Origin of the sequence: Ligilactobacillus pobuzihii E100301 = KCTC 13174, assembly GCF_000349725.1 — a bacterium.
GTDB lineage: Bacteria > Bacillota > Bacilli > Lactobacillales > Lactobacillaceae > Ligilactobacillus > Ligilactobacillus pobuzihii.
On record NZ_KB714690.1, the window covers coordinates 1 to 15,798 of the forward strand.

The 15,798-nt window shown below is 39.3% G+C and carries 11 protein-coding genes and 1 riboswitch; of the genes, 8 read left to right on the plus strand and 3 right to left on the minus strand.

Translation table 11 applies throughout. The features are described 5' to 3' along the window. Positions 1 to 422: 422 nt before the first annotated feature. Positions 423 to 1,280, plus strand: coding sequence for a class A sortase (locus LACPOB_RS0103505; protein WP_225429663.1), 858 nt, complete (start codon positions 423 to 425; stop codon positions 1,278 to 1,280). Positions 1,281 to 1,401: 121 nt separating this feature from the next. Here LACPOB_RS0103505 and LACPOB_RS0103510 read toward each other — a convergent pair whose 3' ends face one another. After that, entirely contained in the window at positions 1,402 to 2,868 is a 1,467-nt protein-coding gene (locus tag LACPOB_RS0103510; RefSeq protein ID WP_146983690.1) for a hypothetical protein, read from the minus strand. A 363-nt stretch (positions 2,869 to 3,231) separates the two neighbouring features. On the opposite strand from LACPOB_RS0103510, the gene LACPOB_RS0103515 reads away from it, so the two are divergent. The 4 genes from LACPOB_RS0103515 (at position 3,232) to LACPOB_RS0103530 (ending at position 9,483) form a co-directional block, all read left to right on the plus strand. Then, positions 3,232 to 5,916 carry a SpaA isopeptide-forming pilin-related protein gene (locus LACPOB_RS0103515; protein ID WP_017867445.1) on the plus strand — a complete coding sequence of 895 codons (2,685 nt, stop codon included), beginning with the start codon at positions 3,232 to 3,234 and terminating at the stop codon, positions 5,914 to 5,916. Positions 5,917 to 5,918: 2 nt separating this feature from the next. Next, positions 5,919 to 6,728, plus strand: coding sequence for a pilin N-terminal domain-containing protein (locus LACPOB_RS0103520; protein WP_017867446.1), 810 nt, complete (start codon positions 5,919 to 5,921; stop codon positions 6,726 to 6,728). Next, positions 6,712 to 8,241 carry a SpaH/EbpB family LPXTG-anchored major pilin gene (locus tag LACPOB_RS11690; RefSeq protein ID WP_017867447.1) on the plus strand — a complete coding sequence of 510 codons (1,530 nt, stop codon included), beginning with the start codon at positions 6,712 to 6,714 and terminating at the stop codon, positions 8,239 to 8,241. The genes LACPOB_RS0103520 and LACPOB_RS11690 overlap by 17 nt, the downstream gene beginning before the upstream one ends. A gap of 102 nt (positions 8,242 to 8,343) precedes the next feature. After that, positions 8,344 to 9,483 carry a class C sortase gene (locus LACPOB_RS0103530; protein ID WP_017867448.1) on the plus strand — a complete coding sequence of 380 codons (1,140 nt, stop codon included), beginning with the start codon at positions 8,344 to 8,346 and terminating at the stop codon, positions 9,481 to 9,483. Between the two features lie 188 nt (positions 9,484 to 9,671). On the opposite strand, the gene LACPOB_RS13285 is transcribed toward LACPOB_RS0103530, so the two are convergent. Further along, entirely contained in the window at positions 9,672 to 9,758 is an 87-nt protein-coding gene (locus LACPOB_RS13285; RefSeq protein WP_371861881.1) for a putative holin-like toxin, read from the minus strand. A gap of 426 nt (positions 9,759 to 10,184) precedes the next feature. Here LACPOB_RS13285 and LACPOB_RS0103535 point away from each other — a divergent pair, with 426 nt between their 5' ends. Further along, complete coding sequence (locus LACPOB_RS0103535; RefSeq protein WP_017867449.1) at positions 10,185 to 10,853, plus strand: HAD hydrolase-like protein; 669 nt, start codon at positions 10,185 to 10,187, stop codon at positions 10,851 to 10,853. Between the two features lie 96 nt (positions 10,854 to 10,949). Here LACPOB_RS0103535 and ppsA read toward each other — a convergent pair whose 3' ends face one another. Beyond that, positions 10,950 to 13,352 carry a phosphoenolpyruvate synthase gene (gene ppsA / locus LACPOB_RS0103540; RefSeq protein WP_017867450.1) on the minus strand — a complete coding sequence of 801 codons (2,403 nt, stop codon included), beginning with the start codon at positions 13,350 to 13,352 and terminating at the stop codon, positions 10,950 to 10,952. 714 nt (positions 13,353 to 14,066) lie between these two features. On the opposite strand from ppsA, the gene LACPOB_RS0103545 reads away from it, so the two are divergent. Both LACPOB_RS0103545 and thiM read left to right on the plus strand, forming a co-directional pair. Then, on the plus strand, positions 14,067 to 14,840 hold the full coding sequence (locus LACPOB_RS0103545; RefSeq protein ID WP_017867451.1) for an acetoin reductase: 774 nt from the start codon (positions 14,067 to 14,069) through the stop codon (positions 14,838 to 14,840). Between the two features lie 115 nt (positions 14,841 to 14,955). After that, positions 14,956 to 15,054: riboswitch (TPP riboswitch) on the plus strand. Positions 15,055 to 15,160: 106 nt separating this feature from the next. After that, positions 15,161 to 15,798, plus strand: a 638-nt coding sequence (thiM, locus tag LACPOB_RS11695; protein WP_017867452.1) for a hydroxyethylthiazole kinase, incomplete at its 3' end; no start/stop codon positions are given.

Below are 15,798 nucleotides of genomic sequence, written 5' to 3' on the forward strand. Positions count from 1 at the left end.
GGTCTGCCTTTCTATTTAGTTTAGACACTTATAGTTTAGGCCTTTATGGCTTTTTTTGTTTAATTTTGACTTGTGTTGCACTTGGATTGTAAATTAGGCGAAGTTTCAATCTGTCCTCTTTCAGTTTCTGATAATTGTTGGTAGTACTGGGAGTGTTAGAATGTACTTGAGTCATAAAGGTCTGCCTTTCTATTTAGTTTCGACACTTATAGTTTTTGCCCTTATGTCTTTTTTTGTTAAATTTAACTTATGTTACACTTGGATTGTAAAATTAGGCGTTCTAAGCTTTTATTTTAAATGAAGTGATCGCCTCGCCGATTCCATGCCAAAGTGACAAGCAGACTGGTAAACAATAGAAATTGAATAATTAATGTGGGCGCTGTAAACTAAATAGCAAGTAAAAATAACTTTGAGGAAAATGAATGATGAAGAAAAAACATAATTGGCTTTGGACTATTCTGTCATTCCTGCTAATTTTAGTAAGTCTGAGCCTGTTGGGCTGTACTAGTTATCAGGAAAATTGGTTTGGTATGCAAAATTTTTTTAATCACCAGCAACAAGATGCTTATTTTAAGCGCAATGAACAAGACAACGATAGTATGTCCTGGAAGAAGCGCCAAAAGATCCGTGAACAGATCATGCGCCAAACACAAAAGGATAAGGGATTGACAAAGCAAGGCTTTGTCGGTGTGCCTCGAGTCAAGATCTTGCAGCCGGTCTTTGATGATGCATACTCTAAAAAGGGACTTGCAGCTGGTGCTGATTACGCTAACCGCAATGAAGTGGACCCAGAGGGAAAAAAGCAGCCGCAAATGGGCGTCAGCAATTATGGACTCGCAAGTCATAATTTTTATGATGGTAAAACTGGTTTTAGTCCGCTCCAGCAAACCTTGGAACAAGATCAACCATATATTGTGAATGGCAAACTGCATGATAATGATTGGTTGAATGGAGAGCGAATCTACCTAGCAAACCAAAAGGGGATCTATGAATATCGCATCGTGCGTCAACATATCGTCAAGCCGACCAATGTCAGTGTTTTGAATCCAACCAAAAAAGCACGAGTTACTATCATTACGTGTCTATACCCTAGCACGCAATACCGGATCATTACGGAAGGGACTATAGTCAAGCAATATTCCTGGCGGAAAGCACCAGTTAAGGCTGTGAACTATTTTGATTTGACTAAGCAACCGACTAATGCCCGAGTAGATTGGTTTAACCCAGGAATTGAAGAAGGCAGCAATGGAGATGCTGGTGGAACAAAAAATGTAAATTGAAGGATAAAACTACCAAATAATAATTAAATGAAAAAATACCGGATAAAGAGAGTGAATCTCTCTTTATCCGGTATTTTTTTCCTTTTAGGATTTGTAAGAATTTAATTCTCTGTGTCACTGTTTAAATCATTATTGACATTTTTTTGTGCTTAGCATTTTTGACTTTAACGATCAGTTCGCGCAAATTGACCATATCCTTAGTTAACGGTGGATGATCCCACACAACTTGATCGTTTTTAAAGGCTGGGTCAAAATTATTTGTCAGATAAATGTCTGTTTTAGGATTAACAAACCTGTCAATTTTGATATTTAACAGAGCCATCTCTTCCAATTTTTTCTTGATGTAGTCGGTATACTCGATCCCTTGAGAAAAATCAACCGCTATGCGAACTTGATCGGAAAATGCTGTGGTTGGGATCTCAGTGAAAATAGTAAACAGGTAAGAGTAATACAACTGTGTGTTCTCATTTTCTCCCAACGGTCGAGCGGGTTTAAAGTCAGCACGACATTGTAAAAGTTGTCTGGCTAAGTAGGCAATCGACAAGTAGGAATTTTCATAAAATTTCCAATCTTTCATCCCATTATAGGAAGTATCTAGATAAACTGGGACTAACATTTCAGCGTTTATCTTTAATAATTTGTTAGTTAAAGAGCGAAGACCGATTTGAGAAAAGTTTTTACCTAAAGAATGATGAATAAGCGCTATTTGTTGATGCGTGAGTTTCTCTACTGAATCATAGTCTTGTAAGTTAGGCAATATGTCAGTATTAAGTTCTTCGATAGTTACCAAAAAAGTTAAAACAAAATTAGTGATCCTATAGGCACTGGTTTCAGAACTCGCCCAGACTCTATTAAAGTAGTCAACCATTTTTTTAATATCTGGGGTCTTTTTTAAATCCGCAAAGTATTTTTCATCGTTCTCTGACATTTTATAACCATTTTTGCTGCGCCAGTAACATACTGCAACAAAATATAGATGCTGCTTATGTTGAATATTTGTGGGACTAAGCTTAAGTAGGATCGTAACGTAGTTGATGCTTGCGGCAATGTCTTTTTTTCCAGAACTGTTATCAATGAAGTCAAGATAGGAAAAGTAGTAGATCACACTATAAATATAATAGCGATTATATGCTTCACTAGAATTCATATTATTCTTTATGTCAGTATTAATGTCTTTTAATAAAAGCTTTTTTTGTCGAAAGTAGGTTGCTCGACTGATACCGTGTTTTTGCTGAAACTCAGCATCTGAATAGCCTTTAGGTCGCAAGGTGATGTGAATAAAAATTTTAAAACGGAGTGAGTGATGTGCCTCATATAAAATGATTCTTTTTAATTTAAGTGTATCTAAACCAGTTAATGTTATTTTTTTATTTTGCTTTTGTTCCAGCTTAAGTTCAGGTATCTGGCTACAAAGATTTTGTGCAGCTGAAACTATATCTTGTAATTTATAAAGGCTGACTGCTAGTTTGTTTTGCAATTCAGCGAATGAAACAGTGCTTTTTTTTGCTCCTCCGTTGGAAAAGAACTCAAAAAAACAAACAATAAGATATCTTTCTTTATCTAAAAAAGGAACAAATGATTGTAACATTTTATTACCCTCGCTTTTCATATAAATTTAATTCTCATACATATCTTACTAAACTAGTGTTCAATTAGGCAATTCAAATTTTTGAATGGTTTATTTTAAATTATGATTTTATTCTATGTATCATCTTTTATATAAAAAATGATAATTTTCTAGATGTTATGCCAAAAATATTTTAAATATGCTGTAAATAATTGTTTAATCTCATTTTTTTATTTTTACTCCAAAAATTCGATACCATGTTATATGTTCTATCAAAAAATTACGTTTTATTTAAGATATAGTGTAGATGTTAACAATGCTTAAAGAAGTTTGAGATGTAGTTTGAGCAATTGAATTTATTTGTGAGAGGGGAGGACAGGCTTGATGAAGAAAGGCTTGGTCAAGAGAATTTTGAGAATAATTACTGTTGTGCTGGTCTTTTTACTGAGTAGTTCATTGTTTACTGACGTAAACGCGACTACAACAAAATCCGCTGATAGCAGTGGATACACAACAGATGCCAAAGGAAAATACCCAACTAATTCGTGGATTCCAGGTAGTCAAAAGAATGTCTTGAATTATCAAGGTGATGACAATAAAGCGAATTGGGATGGAAATCCTGACAATACGACCGATTCATATTTAGACAAAGATAGTTCTGCTATTAGAAAGTATTCTAAGGAGACAGGGACTCCCGGTTTGTATGATGTTTACTTAAATGTCCGAGGAAAATCAGTGACTAAAAAAACTGACTTAGTGATCGTTGCAGATTGGTCGGGGAGCATGAACGATCCGTTGCCTAGCGATACAAAAACAAAGATAGCTCGCCAAAAGGAAGCGGTTGAAAAATTAACAGCTGAGCTTCAGGGCACAGAAGGCTTGAACGTCGGTTTTATTGGCTATTCATCAGATGTTAAAAAGTCAGAAATGGCAAGTAGCTGGCAAAAGTCAGGTGGGGCAAAGGATAAAGTCGGAAGTAACGCGAAGGTAGGGCTTACACCAGCGACTAGTGCTAAAGCGGCAATTGATGCTGAATATGCTACATTAGGAGCTACACCCAAAGTCATACAAAATGGTGCAACCTTTACCCAAAAGGCAATGATCGAAGGCCAAGCAATGCTGGATGGAGGTAGTGGCGCAAATAAAGTGATGGTTGTTTTAACAGATGGTATTCCGACTTTTAGTTACCATGTGACTGGGGTGAAAGACGGAACCTCTGATTTAATGACTAATGGAAAAATAGCTTCCACTTATAAAACTAGTCCAATTGATGGTAACGGTGATGAACGGGATACACGGTTCGACCGTGCTGACCGCAATCCTGACCATAGTTACACTGTGAATGGTGTTAAAATCAACAACCATTTCCATGCCTTGCGTGGAACTGGGGAAGATATTAAAAATGCTGGAACTCGGATAGTGGCCATGGGGATGAACATTGGCAACGGTGGTGGAGTGAATGCTAACAATTTTAAGAGTGCGTTCCAACAGCTGGCATCAACACCATCTGATTACCATCCGGTTAACAGTATGGGGGAAATTGACGAATTCATTAACAATTTTGCTGCAGAAATTACTAATAACACAATCGTAAACGGTTCGATAACTGACCCAATTGGAGCACAATACATTTTTGAACCAAATTCACTTTCGCTTCGCTCAGTCGGAAAAAAAGAATTAACCGCTGACCAACTGAAATCGATTACGAAGAGTTATGATTCAGCAACAAGCACGATTTTTGTCGATAAATTGAATTTAGGTGCAGATCAAGAAGTGCAGTTGCACTATCGAGTTCGTATTAATACTGAAGATCGTGACTTTAACCCAGATACTTGGTATCAAATGAATGGGACCACAACTCTTACACCAAAAGAAAATAATCCGGATAAGAAAGAAGAGTTTGGTGTTCCCTCTGGTAAAGCACCAGGAGTTAAGTTAAGTGTTGTGAAAAAGTGGCAGACCTTGGAAGGTTCAACTCTACCAGATAAGATCGACTTCACGGTTTCACGGTCTACAACAACAAGCGATGGCACCTGGACCAGTGCAACAGATAGCTTGACTAAAGCCGATAAGTGGAAGAAAAATATTGACCATCTCACAGTCGATAACAAACAGGTTTCTTTGCCGAAATACAATAATCAAGGGAAAGATTTTGTCTACAAGGTAACTAGTGAGAATCCAGTTCTAGGCTATACCACATATATTAGTAATTCCAACAATGATTGGACAATTACTAATAAGGCCCAAGGTTTCCAAGTTAATAAATACTCAGCAGACAGTAATCAACCGCTAGCCGGTTCTAAGTACAAACTGAAGAAATATACAGATAGCGGCTGGCAGACAATTGATTCAAGTTTCGACCCACAAGAGTTTGTTGGGAACACAACAGTGAAGTCCATTGTTGCGGGTTATTATATGATTGAAGAAACTGAAGCGCCCAAAGGTTATCAATTAGATACAACTCCTGTTAAGTTCCAAGTTAGCAAGGAAGGCAAATATTTGGATGAGAACGGGCACGAAATTTCTAAGGATCTTCCAGCTATTAACGGCTTCTATATCGCTACTAATAAGGATGGTATACCCGTCTTGACCTTCGCCCAGTACGATAAGTTAAAACCGTATGGACTGACGGTTCAAAAAGTTGATCAGGATAATAACAAGAAATTAGCTGGTGCTAAGTTCAAGTTAAGTGCTAAGAATACTGAGGCGCAGACGGTGACAACTAATAGTGATGGTTTGGCTAAGTTTCGTGAACTGAAGCCGGGTGAATATACCTTAGAAGAAACAGAGTCACCTGATGGGTACAGCCCGTACAAAAATAAAATCACTGTCACGATCGCTGCTGATGGAAAAGTGACCTTCTCTGATGATAGTCTAGACGGTTCTTACCACTTAAATAGTGATGGCAATAATACCATTTCCTTAACAGTTAAAGACCATGTCAAAGGTACTTTACCTAAGACTGGCGGTAATGGTATTAGCGCATATTTGAACATCGGGTTGTCACTGATCGTATTTGTGGCTGGACTTGTAGTAGTTGAACAACGTTACTATAAGCGGGAGGTATAAAGATGGTGGTCAATAAAATATTTAAGACTTCATTACTTACCTTGTTTGCGGTAGTATTTAGCTGGTTTTTACTGATGCCGTCAATTAGAGCCGATAATCTAGCAGAACAAACGACGGTCATTTTACACCATGGTAAGTTGAACTCATCCGGTAATACGGATGGAATCAATACTAACTTCATAGTTTATGACATAACTAAGCAGTATCAAGAAGTTGGTCAAACTGAAACAGCACAGGAACAATTTTTTGAAAAAATTGCTGGTATGAATGCAACGCAAATTACTAGTTATGTTAGTAAAAACGCGTTGAACAGGATTGCTGAGATTCAGACAGATGCAAGTGGACGGACACCAGCCTTTATTGTTAACAGTAATGTTAAAGCAGCTTTGATCGTTCAAAATGGTACATCACAGAATACAGCGGGAGAACAGATAACTTCTCAACCGCTGGTCCTTAGTTTTCCAGTAGTTGACGATAATGGTATCGTTCAATCAAGTGTTGATGTTTATACTAAATCCACACTAGTTCCACCGAACAAACCGGAAGAACCAACACCAAATCAACCAGGGCATCCAGGTGTTCCGAATAAACCAGAAGAACCAACACCCAACTTGCCAAGTCATCCAGGTGTTCCAAACAAACCCGAAAAGCCGGCTAACCCAGGTAATCCAACACCCGGAGGACATTTACCAACGACCGGTGCTTTCAAGCGCAACTCGATTTGGATCGGCTTGGTGTTAATTGTAAGTGGTTTGGTAGCAAGTAAAGTTATAAAAAGAAAAGGGGAATTTTCGGATGAAAAAGAAGAATAAGTTCTACCATCTATTAGCGGGAATTTTGTTAGCTATTCCGCTGTTGTTGCATGGGGTTTTTGGAATTGAAGCTGTTAAAGCTAATGGTGACACAATTGACACCAACCAAACAGTTAACATTCATTTGCATAAACGTGCCTGGGCTGAAGGCCAACAACCAACTGATCCAATCGCCAACACTGGTGAAGAAATGGACTTTGGCGGTGATCCTTTAAATGGTGTAACATTTAAAGCCTATGATGTTTCTGACGATTTCAGAAAATTACGTAAGACTGGCTCAACAGCAGAAGAAGCTACTAAAGCTATTCAAAAACAAGCAGACACATTGGCCGCAAATTTAAAAGCAGTTGATTCCCAAAAAACCACCGGTAAAGGTCTTGCAGACTTTAATAACTTGCCAATTGCTGATGCCAACGGCTATAAAACATACTTAATCGTTGAAACTGATGCAGATGCTGATACTAACGTTAGCCAACCTGCAGCACCAATTGTTTTGAATATGCCAATTTACAAAGACGGTTCCAATTCTGAAATCAACACTAATGTTCATGTCTACCCAAAAAATGAAAAATCTGATGAATTTACTAAAGACTTAGACGATGCTTCAAAGGCTGCTTTAAAAGTAACAGTTAACGGCGAAACACACTACAACGCACAATACGGTGACACATTTGGTTACGAAATCAAAGTTGCTGTTCCTTGGAGTGTTAAGAACAAAGATACTTTCACTATAACTGATACACCTGATAAAGGTATTAAAGTTGATTTAGATTCTGTTGCAATTGAAGGTTTAGAAAAAGTTAAAGATTATACTGTTGCAACCAATGGCGACGGTTATAAAGTAACATTTGATACACAATCTTCAGCAGTGCAAAAAATGGCTGGCAAGAGGTTGTCTGTTAAATACAATGTAACACTGACAAATGACGCAGTTCCTGACACATTGATCGGTAATGAAGCTACTCTTGGTTTCGGTAACAAGACCACACCTGATTACAATGACACAACAGTTCCTGGTCCAGATATCGAAACTGGCGGCGCACGGTTTATTAAACAAGATAAAGACAGCAACAAGACTTTGGCCGGTGCAAAATTCCAATTGGTTAAATTGAACAAAGAAGGCAATGTCACAGCTTACGCTCACTTAACTGATAAAGGTTATGTCTGGGAAGACACGGCTGCTAACGCTCAGTCTTACACATCTGATGATAACGGTCAAATCGCGATCCCGGGTTTAACTTGGTCAAAAAAAGAATTTAAAAATGGTGAAAGCTATGCATTAGTTGAAACAAAAGCTCCAGAGGGCTATGCAAAATTGAGTGACCCAGTTAAGTTTACTGTTGAAAAAGGTTCATATTCAAAATCAAGAGCAATTGAAATCGATAATGTTCATAAAGGAATCTTGCCATCAACTGGTGGTCACGGGATCTACCTCTACTTGTTAGCTGGTGTTCTGATCGTAATAGTTGCAGCAACAGGATACCACTTCTCAAAACATCGTGAAGAAGTTTAATCAAGCGAATATTAAATAAGTTTTAAAGGAGGCTGCCGTGCACTGTGCGACAGCCTTTTGTTGACGAAAATCGGGTTATTTGAGAGATAAGAGGTACAAGTAATGCAGGGAAAGAAAAAAGTCCGCAGAGCTAATAAGATTTGGCAGATATTAATGCTGCTTTTACTATTAACAGGTTTTGGAATTGCCCTCTATCCCTTTTATGTGGGGGCGGTTAATAATTTCATTGACCAATTTCGTATGCAACATTTGGCGGGTATCAATAATGAGAATGCTGCTCAAATGCGCAGAGAAAACGAAAAGCTATCCAAAGCTGGAATTCACATCGCTTCAGATCCTTTCAAGGGGAGTACTAATAAAGAACGTGTCACTTTAGAAAAGCACATTATCGGGACGGTTTCTGTGCCTAAGACCAAACTGCACGTACCTTTGTTTGATAAAACTTCCGATACCTTGCTGGAATACGGAGTTACGGTCGTCCAAGGCACCTCTTATCCAATTGGTGGAAAGAGCACGCATACTGTGATTGCGGGGCACCGGGGCTTGGCTAGTCGGAAGCTGTTCACTGATTTGAATCACGTGAAAAAAGGCAACATTTTTGTTATTAAAGTCGACCATAAAAATCGGGCGTATAAAGTTAACAAAATTGAAGTGGTTAAACCCAATAACACTGAAGTTTTAAAAATTGAACCGGGCAAAGATCTTGCAACCTTGTTGACTTGTACACCCTATATGATCAATTCCCATCGTTTGTTAGTGACTGGCTATCGTGTTCCTTATACTAAGAAAATTGCTAAGGAAGCAAAGAAAGCCACCAATGAAAATAATCTGCAACAGTTGTTGATTTTAGTTGGGATTATTGTTTTGTTTGTCATTTTAATTGTCGGGGTTATTCGCTTGATTCACAGTTTTATGTTGAAAAAGCATGTCTTTGATTTTACCTTCACGGTGGTTAATGAGAGTGGCGTTGCAGTTAGCGGAGTCAAAGTTCAGTTATTAGCGAAGAATGGCAAGAAGAGGGCTTTCCGTGCCGGTCAGGAATACGCTGTAATTTCTGATGATAAGGGGCAAATAACCTTTACGAATCTACCAGGAGGCTTATACGCCATCCAAGTTGGTCCAGAACCGGCTAAGAAACTTGTCTTTGGATTGAAGAAGTTAAAACAAGACCAGGCTAAGTTTTATCCACGACGGCATGAGGAACGAACTTTTCTGGACGACGGATGGAAAGTGAAAGTGTAATTTTAGAAGATATCAGGGCTGATTTTGCATGACATTTTTCAGAAGAGACATTACAGAAAGGCTTCAGTCTTTTAGGATCGTATCCCAGCTTCTTTAACACAAATCGCTTTATAGAGACGGTGGAGCTAGCATTATACTAGATATTACTAATCGTCCTATAACCTTCTAAGGTCATACAGGGCGGTTTTTTACTTACTTTTTTTATTCTTATTGGACAAGAGTGCCACTAATGTACCAAACATAATCATTAGTGACAGAGCTTGAAGTACACTCATTGACTGAGAAAAACTTTCTGCAGATTTTTTCAATTTTCCATAGTACCACCTCGCATGGAGAAAAGCCAGCCACCACTCATAAAACTTCTTGTTATTTTAAAGGTAAGCAATAAATAATAGACGTTAATCGATTTGCTATGACAAAAGACGCAAAATCAAGAATATCCTAATTTTGCATCTTTGGGACTATGCACTTTTAGAATTCGATGAAACTTTAATTTTTGTTGTTCTTGCATCATCTGCATTTACCTTTGGGTGAGTCAGCTGTAAGAAGGGCGCAATATAAGTTTTCTGACTTGGCGGATAAATTCGAGCAACTAACAGATCTAGCAGCAGCGACAGATTTTTCGAAGGGTGAATAAAGGGCAATTTGAGCAATGCCGGTTTGATTTTGTATAATCTATTTGGAAGAAAGGAGAATAAAGTTTGAACAGAAATATATTTTTTGATTTTGATGGAACTTTAGCTAATACCGCGCCAGGGATCGTCAATTCTCTGGAGTATACGTCAGAGACTTTGGGGTTACATCAATTGGGCGAAAATGAATATGCAACGATGATCGGACCAGCTTTTAGACAAGGCTTTGCGCGCCTTTACCCTAATATCGGCCAGCAAACCTTAACGCAAGCCGAGCAGTTGTTTTTCCAACATTATTTTGACTATGGGTTAACACAAGTTGCATTTTACCCCCACATTTTTGAAACTTTAAGTCGATTACAACAAACTGGTTATAGCTTACACATTGTTTCAGGTGAACCGGAAAATATTATTCAGCGTTTGTGGGATAATTTTGATTTGGGTAAATATTTTACTGGTCATTTTGGTTCCGTAAATGGTGAGATCGTTCGTGTGGACAAACCAGATATTTTAAAATATGCTGTGGGACAAGCAAATGCTTATGAGGCACAAAATATCATGGTCGGAGATCGCTATACAGATATTGTAGGTGGTATACAAAATCAGATGGATACGATCGGAGTAACTTATGGTTTTGGGGATAAAAAGGAACTTCAAGATGCACAAGCCACAGCGCTAGTTAGTGAGCCAACCGAATTAACTAGAAGTGTGGCACAGATATCTGTAAAGTACGAATAATAAATTAATAAAACGCCGGTTTGCTTTGACAATGAATGCCATAAGTAAACCGGCGTTTATAATTTATAGAAGAAAAATGTGTGCTTAATTAGTGCTTTACCACACATAGTCACTTGGATCGGTTAGGCCTTTACCAGTGGCATTGTCCAAAATGATCCGTTGTTCGAAATGAGCGATATTGTGTTTGGTTTCTTTGACCATGTCAGGATTAACAGAGACATAGTCGATCCCTTGTTGAACTAAGAAGTTAGTAAAATCAGGGAATTCAGAAGGGGTCTGACCACAGATCGAAACAGTTTTGCCGTCTTTATGAGCAATTTTTATCAGATGAGTGATCGCGCGTTTGACGGCAAGGTTTCGTTCGTCAAAGAGGTCTGCGACTGTATCATTATTCCGGTCACAGCCTAATAGCAGCATGGTCAGGTCATTAGAACCAATCGAATAGCCGTCGATAAATTGGTTGAATTGATCAGCCAAAATAATATTTGATGGAATCTCAGCCATCATATAGACTTTGAAATCGGCACTCCTTACCAATCCAGCAGCAGTCATAATATCAGTTACCTTCTTGGCTTCAGGCACAGTTCTAATAAATGGGATCATAACATTTAAATTCTTTAGACCAAACTCATTACGGACTTTTTTAACTGCTTCTAACTCAAGTTTAAAAGCATCGATATATTTAGGGTCGTAGTAACGCGAAGCACCACGCCAACCTAATAAGTCAGCAGATTCGTGTGGTTCATACTTGTCGCCGCCTTTAAGATTACGGTACTCACTTGACTTGAAATCTGAAAAACGTAAGACCATCGGCCGGGGCGCCATAGCCCGAGCAACTTTACTGATCCCTTCCGCTAACATATTGACCACTTTTTCTGGATGGCCCTGTTCGATTAAATATAGCGGATGTTCATGAATATAGCTCGTCCAAATGAATTCTTCCCGCATTAAACCGATCCCATCGGCAGGTAGATTTGCGTATTTGTCAGCGAGATCCGGGTCGCCCAAGTTCATCATGACTTGAGTGGCAGTTGGTGCAAAGTATTCAGCATTTCCGGCAACTTCACCAGGTTGGACCGCTTTTTTAGCTGGTGTTACGATCGACTCGACGTTACCATCGTATACGATCCCGTTTTTAGCATCGACAGTGACCGTGTCGCCAGTGTGCAAGACATCCATGGCAGCGGCACCGCGACTAGTTGTACCCACGATACAAGGAATCTGCATTTCCCGCGAGACGATGGCGGCGTGACAAGTCATTCCACCATTATTGGTGATGATAGCTCGCGCTTTTTTCATAGCTGGGACCCAGTCAGGCGAAGTCATGGTCGTGACGAGAACTTCGTCTTGTTTGAATTCTTCGATGTCTTTCGGGTCAGCGATGACATGAACTTTACCCGCTGCCACACCAGGACTAGCGGCTAAACCACGCACGATAATTTCTGCGTCCGTTACATTGCCCACTTTCTCATCTCCTGTCGATTTTTCATCCTTTTTTTTATTTTTCTGGGACCAGACGGTTTCTGGGCGTGCCTGGACCAGCCAGAGTTTGTCATTTTTTTGGTCTAAGGCAAACTCCATATCCATATAACAACCATAGTGATTTTCAATCTCTTTGGCATAGCCAGCCAATTCCACTACTTGGTCATCAGTTAGGGATGGTTGACTGGCTTTTTTATCAGGTACTTTCTCTTCTTTAACACCGCCATCTGGCAAACGAGTAAGGGCGATGTCTTTTTGAGTGATGTCTTTTGAAACGATCTCCATACTTTCTTTGTCAACAACGAAGTCATCCGGGGTCACAGTTCCTTGGACAATGTATTCACCTAGTCCCCAAATGCTGTCGATGATGACTTTAGTATCATCGCCTGTACCGACGTTAACAGAAAACATGATCCCGGAAGCTTTGGAGAAGACCATCATTTGAACGGTGGCGGACAAAGCAACTTTTTCAAACGGAAATTGCTGTTTGTGACGGTAATAAGTGGCACGATCGGTAAAAAGCGAGGCATAACATTCTTTGACTTTTTGCACAACCTCATCACGGCCACGAATGTTTAGATAGGAATCTTGTTGTCCGGCAAATGACGCATCGGGTAAGTCTTCGGCGGTCGCACTCGAACGGATCGCAACAAAAGGGTTAGCTTCCCCGACTTTGTCAGCTAGTTGGTCATATGCTTGTTTGATCGTGTCAGCGAGATCGGCTGGCATTTGTGCATCAGTGACAACTTTTCGGATCTGAGTACAGGTTTGATGTAATTCCTCAGAATCTTCATAATCTTTGATACTTTCGAGAAGTTTCCTAATTTTGTCGTTAGAATCAGTAGAATCCATAAAATAACGGTAGGCATGGGCGGTAGTTGCAAAGCCGTAGGGGACGGGAATATTAGTAGAGGAAGTTAGTTCACCAAGTGATGAGGATTTCCCTCCGACTAAATCGACGTCGGAGCGATGTAAGTCATCAAACCAAAGTACGTTAGCAGAATTTCGCTTTTCCATAAGATGATCTCCTTTTCGATGACAGAGAGTAAAGTGAGACGTTTAAAAACGAGCATCCTTGGATCTTCGGCATTATAGCGTGATTTTGGTATTATGATGTCGGAATTGGATGGTTTTATTTTCTGTCTCAGATAACTCGTTTAAGAAAACAAAGTGCAAAAAACCGTGTGCAATTTAAATGGCTAGACATCAGAAAAAATACTTGCTGGTTTGACTAAAATTAACGTAAATCAAGTTGACTTGGAGCCAATTAGTGCTTAATTGGCCTTAACTTCCCTTGATGTGGGGTCGAAACGATAGTAATTGGCCCCAAGTCGTCTTGATTTAGGGCCGAAACGACGATAATTGGCCTTAACTTTGAATGATCTGGGTCCAAATAACTCGATTTAAATCCTTTCCCACCGTAAAAAGACAGGAAAAATAGTCTCTTGTAGATCACATCAAACAAACAGCAAAGAGTTCGGTCGTAAAAACTTGCTCAAAACTAACAGTGCTTTACAAAAAAGCATTACATTTTATTAGAGAAAGCGTTTACAATACATCCACTTAAATTGTAGTTAATAGAATAAAAATAGTCAAATAATAACCTAGTTCTGACCGGTATTAACCCATGAATCAGCATGCAAGTTATGTAAACGCTATTGTATTCGCTTGCAAAATGTGTTAGTATAATTATGCATTAAAATATATCAATATAATCAGGAGGATTCAATGATGACAAAAAAAGTTGCGGTAGTCACTGGTTCAGCCGGTGGTTTGGGTAGAGGTATCGCTGAACGTTTATTAAAAGATGGTTTTAGCGTAATGATCCATGACATCAATAAAGAAGCTTTAACTAAGACTGAAAGTGAACTAAAAGACTTAGGTGATGTTGCTAGCTTTGTCGGTGATGTTTCTAAAAAAGAAGATCAAGAAGCTTTAGTTGCAGCTACAGTTGAAAAATTTGGTCAACTGAATGTTTTTGTCAACAATGCTGGGGTTGAGGCAGTGACACCATTTATGGACATCGATGATAAAGAATTAGAACGGACCTTTAAGATCAACGTTTTCGGGACTGTTTATGGTACGCAAGCTGCAGCTGCTCAGTTCATTAAACAGGGAACTTCTGGTAAGATCATCAATGCTTGCTCAATTGCTGGGCATGAAGCTTACGAAGTTTTAGGCACATATTCTGCTTCCAAACATGCAGTCAAAGCATTTACACACGTGGCTGCTAAGGAACTTGCTTCCAAACACATTACAGTTAATGCATACTGCCCTGGTGTTGCAAAGACTAAAATGTGGGATCGGATCGATGAAGAAATGGTCAAAGCAGATCCATCCTTGAAACCGGGTGAACCATTTGCTAAATTCTCTGGTGAAATTGCACTTGGTCGTTACGAAACACCAACAGATGTAGCTAACTTAGTTCACTTCTTGGCCTCCGAAGATTCTGATTACATTACAGGTCAAGCAATCTTGGTTGACGGTGGGTTAGTTTATAATTAAAAATAAATATTTATTAACACTAGTGTGACTGGGAACAGCTTGCATTAGTGTTTTTCTTTTGCGTAAATTGCCTTTAATTCCGGCTATAAATCTGGTATGCTTAAAACGCATACAAATATAATGCGAGGGGTGCCGTATGGCTGAGACGAATTATGATTCGGACCCTTTGAACCTGTAAGTTAATACTTGCGTAGGGACGTTAAAGCTAAGTTAATTAGTCTATTATTATCTATACATAGGCAAACGTCCAGGGATGGGCGTTTTTTTTCATCTTTTTTGTCCTGAATGTTTATGCAAAATAATACGAGGAGGAAAGTAAGATGCAATTATCACTATTGAATCAATTACGTCAGGAAAATCCAGTCGTTTTAAATATTTCGAATTTTGTGACGGTGCAAGATGTTGCCAATGGCTTGAACGCTTTGGGAGCGTCTCCGATCATGTCCGAAGAGATCAATGAAACTAAGGAAATGGTTCATATCAGTGATGCTGTGGCGCTAAATCTGGGTGCCTTTAGTGAAGAGCAAGTCAAGCACATTCGTAAAATGGGCCAAGAAGCTAACCGTGCTTTTAAGCCAGTCGTTTTGGATCCAGTGGCTGTTGGTGCGATCGACTATCGGTTACAGGTCGCTAAAGAATTATTAGACGAGATCGATGTGGCAGTGATCCGTGGAAATGCTGGCGAAATTGCCGCTTTAGCTGGAGCTGACTGGACATCTAAAGGAATTGATGCCGGACAAGGACAAGGTGATCTAGTTGAGATCGCGCAACAAGCCGCCCAAAAGTTTCATACTATCGTTTTACTGAGTGGCGCAGATGACATTATTACTGATGGTAAACGGGTGACAATCGTACACAACGGGACGCCGCTGTTTGCCGCTCATGTGGGCTCTGGTGATATGTTGTCGAGTATCGTGGCTGCTTTTTGTGCGGTCGACCCAGCCGGTGTCTATGAAGC

Bases quoted from the DNA above. Each gene is read 5' to 3' on its own strand.
- LACPOB_RS0103510 (WP_146983690.1), bottom strand. From the start codon at position 2,868: ATGTTACAATCATTTGTTCCTTTTTTAGATAAAGAAAGATATCTTATT.
- LACPOB_RS0103505 (WP_225429663.1), top strand. From the start codon at position 423: ATGATGAAGAAAAAACATAATTGGCTTTGGACTATTCTGTCATTCCTG.
- LACPOB_RS13285 (WP_371861881.1), bottom strand. From the start codon at position 9,758: ATGAGTGTACTTCAAGCTCTGTCACTAATGATTATGTTTGGTACATTA.
- LACPOB_RS0103515 (WP_017867445.1), top strand. From the start codon at position 3,232: ATGAAGAAAGGCTTGGTCAAGAGAATTTTGAGAATAATTACTGTTGTG.
- LACPOB_RS0103545 (WP_017867451.1), top strand. From the start codon at position 14,067: ATGACAAAAAAAGTTGCGGTAGTCACTGGTTCAGCCGGTGGTTTGGGT.
- LACPOB_RS0103520 (WP_017867446.1), top strand. From the start codon at position 5,919: ATGGTGGTCAATAAAATATTTAAGACTTCATTACTTACCTTGTTTGCG.
- LACPOB_RS11690 (WP_017867447.1), top strand. From the start codon at position 6,712: ATGAAAAAGAAGAATAAGTTCTACCATCTATTAGCGGGAATTTTGTTA.
- ppsA (WP_017867450.1), bottom strand. From the start codon at position 13,352: ATGGAAAAGCGAAATTCTGCTAACGTACTTTGGTTTGATGACTTACAT.
- LACPOB_RS0103530 (WP_017867448.1), top strand. From the start codon at position 8,344: ATGCAGGGAAAGAAAAAAGTCCGCAGAGCTAATAAGATTTGGCAGATA.